Origin of the sequence: Actinomadura logoneensis, assembly GCF_003428695.1 — a bacterium.
Classification (GTDB): domain Bacteria; phylum Actinomycetota; class Actinomycetes; order Streptosporangiales; family Streptosporangiaceae; genus Spirillospora; species Spirillospora logoneensis.
The window spans coordinates 1-4,589 of record NZ_QURH01000093.1 but is presented as its reverse complement, the minus strand read 5'-3'; the positions used below and the strand labels follow the sequence as shown (position 1 = coordinate 4,589).

Sequence of the window (4,589 nt, the reverse complement as noted above, 5' to 3'; positions counted from 1 at the left end):
CCAGGCGCGCGGCGGCCACCGTCAGCGCGAGCGGCGAACCGGCGCACAGCTCCGCCAGCCGCCGGGCGTGGTCGGGTTCGCGCCCCAGCCGCTCCCCGCCCACCACGAGGTCGAGCAGCCGGAGCGCCGCGTCGGCGCCCAGCGGGCCGATCCGGATGCCGCGCGCGCCGCGCGCCAGCAGCCCGGTGAGCCGCCACCGGCTGGTGACCAGCGCGAGGCTGCCCGGCGAGGCCGGGAGCAGCGGCGTCACCTGCGCGGCCGAGAGCGCGTCGTCCAGCACGACCAGGACCCGGCGGTCCGCCGACATCGACCGGTACAGGGCGGCGCGCTCCCCGAGCTCGACCGGGATGCGGTCGAACGGGACGCCGAGGGCGCGCAGGAACCCGCCGAGCACGTCGGCGGGCAGGGCGGGTTCGACCGGCGCGTGCCCGCGCAGGTCGGCGTAGAGCTGGCCGTCGGGGAAGTCGCCGTGCCGCCGGTGCGCCCAGTGCAGCGCGACGGTCGTCTTGCCGATGCCCGGCGGGCCGCTCAGCACGGCCGTGACACCCGGCCCGTCCGGATCCGGCCGGAGGCGGTCGAGCTCCGCGAGGGTGTCGGTCCGGTTCACCAGCGTCGCGGGCGCGGGCAGCTGGCGCGGCCGGAGCGGCTCGCGTCCCGCGGCGGCCAGGTTGACGACGCCCTTGAACTCGCCGACCTGGATCACGGGCCCGGTGACGTCCCCGGTGAAGTCGTTCACGGGACCCTCCGGCGGGTGGGCGCCATCCTGCCTCACCCCCGGAGGGTCGCCCGCCCTTGACCGACTGTCAACCGCGCCGCACCTCGGGGACACCCATGACTCACACACCCGCCGGTGGACGGCCGCGGACCCGTGTCGGACGCCGACGAGCCCGTCCCGGAGGCCGGGACGGGCTCGTCAGGGGGCGGACTCGTCAGGGGGCGGACTCGTCAGGAGGCGGGAGGTGCTGCCGGGTCAGTGGGCGGGGACGGTGTCGACCGCAGTCTCCTCCGCGGCGGCGCTCTTCGCGCCGGGGCCGGAGCCCCGCAGCGGGACCTCCTTGATGAACCACGCCGCGACGAAGGCCAGCGCCGCGAGGACCGCGCCGCCGATCGCGACCCCGTGCAGACCGCTGGTGACGCCCGCCTCGAACGCGTCGCGGACGTTGGCGGGGAGCGTCTTCAGCTTCTCCGGGGTGAAGTGCCCGCCACCGGAGACGATCTTGTGGGCGGCCGCGGCGCCGAGGTGGTCGCCGAGCGCGCCCTCCAGCCGGTGGGTGTAGATCGAGCCGAGCAGGGCGACGCCGAGGGAGCCGCCGATGGTGCGGAACAGGGTGACCGCGCCGCTGGCCGCCCCCATGTCGCGCAGCTCGACGCTGTTCTGCGTGACCAGCATGCTGATCTGCATGATGAAACCCATGCCCAGGCCGACGCCCAGCGTCATGAAGGAGCTCATCGCCAGCGAGGTGTGGACGGTCAGCATCAGCAGCACGAGCATCCCGCCGGTGAGCACCGCGCCGCCGATGATCGGGTACACGCGGTAGCGGCCGTTGCGGGTGATGAGCTGGCCGGTGGTCAGCATCACCGCGAGCATGCCGAACATCAGCGGGAGCAGCAGCAGGCCGCTGTTGGTCGGGGACGCGCCCTGGACGTTCTGCATGTACTGCGGCAGGAAGTTGACCGCGCCGAACATCGCGCCGCCGACCAGGAAGCTGAGGATCTGCGCGGCGGTGAAGTTGCGGCTGCGGAAGAGGCGCATCGGCAGGATCGGCTCGGGGACGCGGGTCTCGGCGAACACGAACACCGCCAGCGCGACGACGCCCGTGACGCCGAGGCCGACGATCTGCGCCGACGCCCACGGGTACTCGACGCCGCCCCAGCTGGCGACCAGGGTGACGCAGACGACGCCGACGGTCAGCAGCGCCGCGCCGATGAAGTCGATCCTCGCCTTGACGCGGCGGGAGTGCAGGTGCATGCCGAACCCGGTGACCAGCAGCGCGACCGCGCCGATCGGGACGTTCACGTAGAACGCCCAGCGCCAGCTGAAGTGGTCGGTGAGGAAGCCGCCGAGCAGCGGGCCGCCGACGAACGCGACCGGCATCATCCCGCCGATCATCCCCTGGAACCTGCCGCGCTCGCGGGGCGGGACGAGGTCGCCGATGATCGCCATCGCGCCGACCATCAGGCCGCCCGCGCCGAGGCCCTGCAGCGCCCGGAAGCCGATCAGCTCGGCCATGTTCTGCGCCAGGCCGGACAGCATCGACCCGACCAGGAAGATCACGATCGCGGACATGAACATGCCCTTGCGGCCGTACAGGTCGCCGAGCTTGCCCCAGATGGGGGTCGAGGCGGCGGCGGCCAGCGCGTAGGCGGTCACGACCCACGACAGGTGGGCGAGCCCGCCCAGGTCGCCGACGATGGTCGGCAGCGCGGTGCCGACGATCAGGTTGTCGAGCATCGCCAGGAACATGCCGAGCATGAGCCCGAAGATGCCGATGTAGATCTGGCGCTGGCTGTTGGCGTCACCCGCCGCCGGGGCCTGCCCCGGTCCGCCCGCGGCGGGCGGCGCGGCCTGCCCGTTTCCTGCCTGCGACATCGCTAGTCTCCCCTGGAGGACGGGTTCTTACTTACTTGCCGTCCGGCTAGTTTCCTTACCTGTCGTACGGTAGGCTTCCAACTAGCCGGTCGTCAAGTAAGTTTCAGGGGCATGGGAGTAATCATGGGCGGACGACGAGGCGACACCCGGGAGCAGATCCGCAGGGTCGCGCTGGAGCTGTTCGCCGAGCAGGGCTACGAGAAGACCTCGCTGCGGGAGATCGCCGAACGCCTCGGCGTCACCAAGGCCGCCCTCTACTACCACTTCAAGACCAAAGAGGACATCATCGCCAGCCTCTTCGACGAGTTCGGCGAGAAGGTCGACGAACTGGTCGCCTGGGCGCGCACCGAGCCGATGACCCGCGAGCACCGGGTGGAGGTCCTCGAGCGCTACGCCGAACTGCTCCGCGGCCCGGCCGGCGACCTCATGCGCTTCATGTCCCAGAACCAGCAGGAGATCCGCGACCTGAAGCCCGGCGAGGACGCCCGCGCCCGCTTCCGCACCCTCGCCCGCGTCCTGGCGGACGACCGGGACACCGTGATCGACCAGCTCCGCGCCCGGGTGTCCATCATGGCGCTGCACACCAGCGTGTTCCTGGCCCACGACATGGACATCTCCGACGACGAGCGGCACGAGGCCGCACTGGAGATCGCCATGGAGCTGATCGGCGGAGCCGACCGCGGCCGGCGGGCGGCCGAGCGGGAAGAGCGTCCCGCGAGCTGACACCCCGACACTTACGCGATTGCGCAAGTTCTCATACAATGGCCCGGTCCGCGACGGCCGCCTCCGCGGACCGGCTCACGTCCGCACCGCTCCCGGCCTTCGGCTCGGTGGGCGGATCGGTCCGGTGGCCGGATCGGTCCGGTGGTTCGGCCGAGTCCGGTGGTCCGGTCCGGACAGAGCTGACCGTCCGGGCCCCTCGTGACCGGGCCCGGACGGCCGGCCGCCCGGCGCGCCGTACGGCAAGGGGGACGCCAGGCGGCCCCGGCCCCGGAGGACCACCCGATCCGTCCTCCGGGGCCGGGGTCTTTCACCGTGGGGCAACGCTCCGGACCGCCCGCGCCGCGTGCCCCGAAGGGAGATCCCGGTTCCCCGTCCGAACCGGGTCGGTCGCGCGGAACGGCACCGGCCCCGAGCGCGCCAGGCGCTTCCACACGTCCACGTAACGGTGGGGCGAGTGGACGTTGTAGTAGCAGGTGCGCGCCATGGTCGACGGGCCGGCCGTGCTCGCGACCCGCGAGCCGCGCGCGACCGGGGCGCCCGGACGGGTGTTCCAGGCCGGGACGCCGCGCCGCGCACCCCGGACCGAGCACCCCAGCCGTCCACGCTGGAGCGGACGCGCGGCGCGCACCCGGCCTGGAACGTTCTCGGCGCCCCCACGTCCGGTGAGCGGACGCGCGGCGCGCACCCGGCCTGGAACGTTCTCGGCGCCCCCACGTCCGGTCGGCCGGGCCCACCCCCGGCCGACCGGACTTCCAGGGGAGCTAGTGGACCCACTTCAGGTAGCGGCCGAGCGACCAGCCCGACGCGCCCTTCCGCGGGTGGACGTGGACCCAGCGGTGGCCCTTGCGGCAGTCGCCGGGCACCCGCCTGGCATGGCGAGACAGCGTGTTCACCACCCGGTGGCGCCGTCCCGCGCCGGACCTGACGTTCAGCCGATGGCCCTTCCGCACGTGGACCACGTCGTAGTGGCACGTCCGGGCCGGGCGGGACGCGGCGGTCGCGTTCGCGTCCGCCCGTCCCAGGGGCAGCATCGAGAACGTGATCAGCGGCACGGCCACGGCGGCAAGCTGCCAGGGCTGCATGGTTCGCTCCTTCGCGTCGGCGGGGAATCGTTGGAAAGAGTGCCGCCCGTGCGGCGGCCCCGGCCCCGGAGGACCACCCGACCCGTCCTCCGGGGCCAGGGTCATCGCACGTCGGGACGCGCGTTCCGGGTCGTCACCGCGCACCGCCCGCGCACCGCCCGCGCGCCGCGCCGCGCCGACCGGGCACCCCGGCC

General features: G+C 73.5%; 4 protein-coding genes. 1 reads left to right on the top strand and 3 read right to left on the bottom strand.

All coding sequences use genetic code 11. The features are described from left to right. Both DZF91_RS04450 and DZF91_RS04445 read right to left on the bottom strand, forming a co-directional pair. Positions 1 to 736 (bottom strand): NB-ARC domain-containing protein (locus DZF91_RS04450; RefSeq protein WP_235834079.1); only part of this gene is annotated, 736 nt, incomplete at its 3' end. 234 nt (positions 737 to 970) lie between these two features. Further along, positions 971 to 2,590 (bottom strand): MDR family MFS transporter, encoded by a 1,620-nt coding sequence (locus tag DZF91_RS04445; protein ID WP_117356222.1) that lies wholly within the window; start codon positions 2,588 to 2,590, stop codon positions 971 to 973. 123 nt (positions 2,591 to 2,713) lie between these two features. Between DZF91_RS04445 and DZF91_RS04440 the strand changes: the two genes are divergently transcribed. After that, the gene (locus DZF91_RS04440; protein WP_199486407.1) at positions 2,714 to 3,313 is read left to right on the top strand and encodes a TetR/AcrR family transcriptional regulator; all 600 of its coding nucleotides are present in this window, start codon (positions 2,714 to 2,716) and stop codon (positions 3,311 to 3,313) included. Positions 3,314 to 4,074: 761 nt separating this feature from the next. On the opposite strand, the gene DZF91_RS04430 is transcribed toward DZF91_RS04440, so the two are convergent. Beyond that, complete coding sequence (locus DZF91_RS04430) at positions 4,075 to 4,395, bottom strand: SH3 domain-containing protein (RefSeq protein ID WP_117356219.1); 321 nt, start codon at positions 4,393 to 4,395, stop codon at positions 4,075 to 4,077. Positions 4,396 to 4,589 lie beyond the last annotated feature (194 nt).

Coding starts and splice junctions, on each gene's coding strand:
- DZF91_RS04445 (WP_117356222.1), bottom strand. CDS start 2,590: ATGTCGCAGGCAGGAAACGGGCAGGCCGCGCCGCCCGCCGCGGGCGGA.
- DZF91_RS04430 (WP_117356219.1), bottom strand. CDS start 4,395: ATGCAGCCCTGGCAGCTTGCCGCCGTGGCCGTGCCGCTGATCACGTTC.
- DZF91_RS04440 (WP_199486407.1), top strand. CDS start 2,714: ATGGGCGGACGACGAGGCGACACCCGGGAGCAGATCCGCAGGGTCGCG.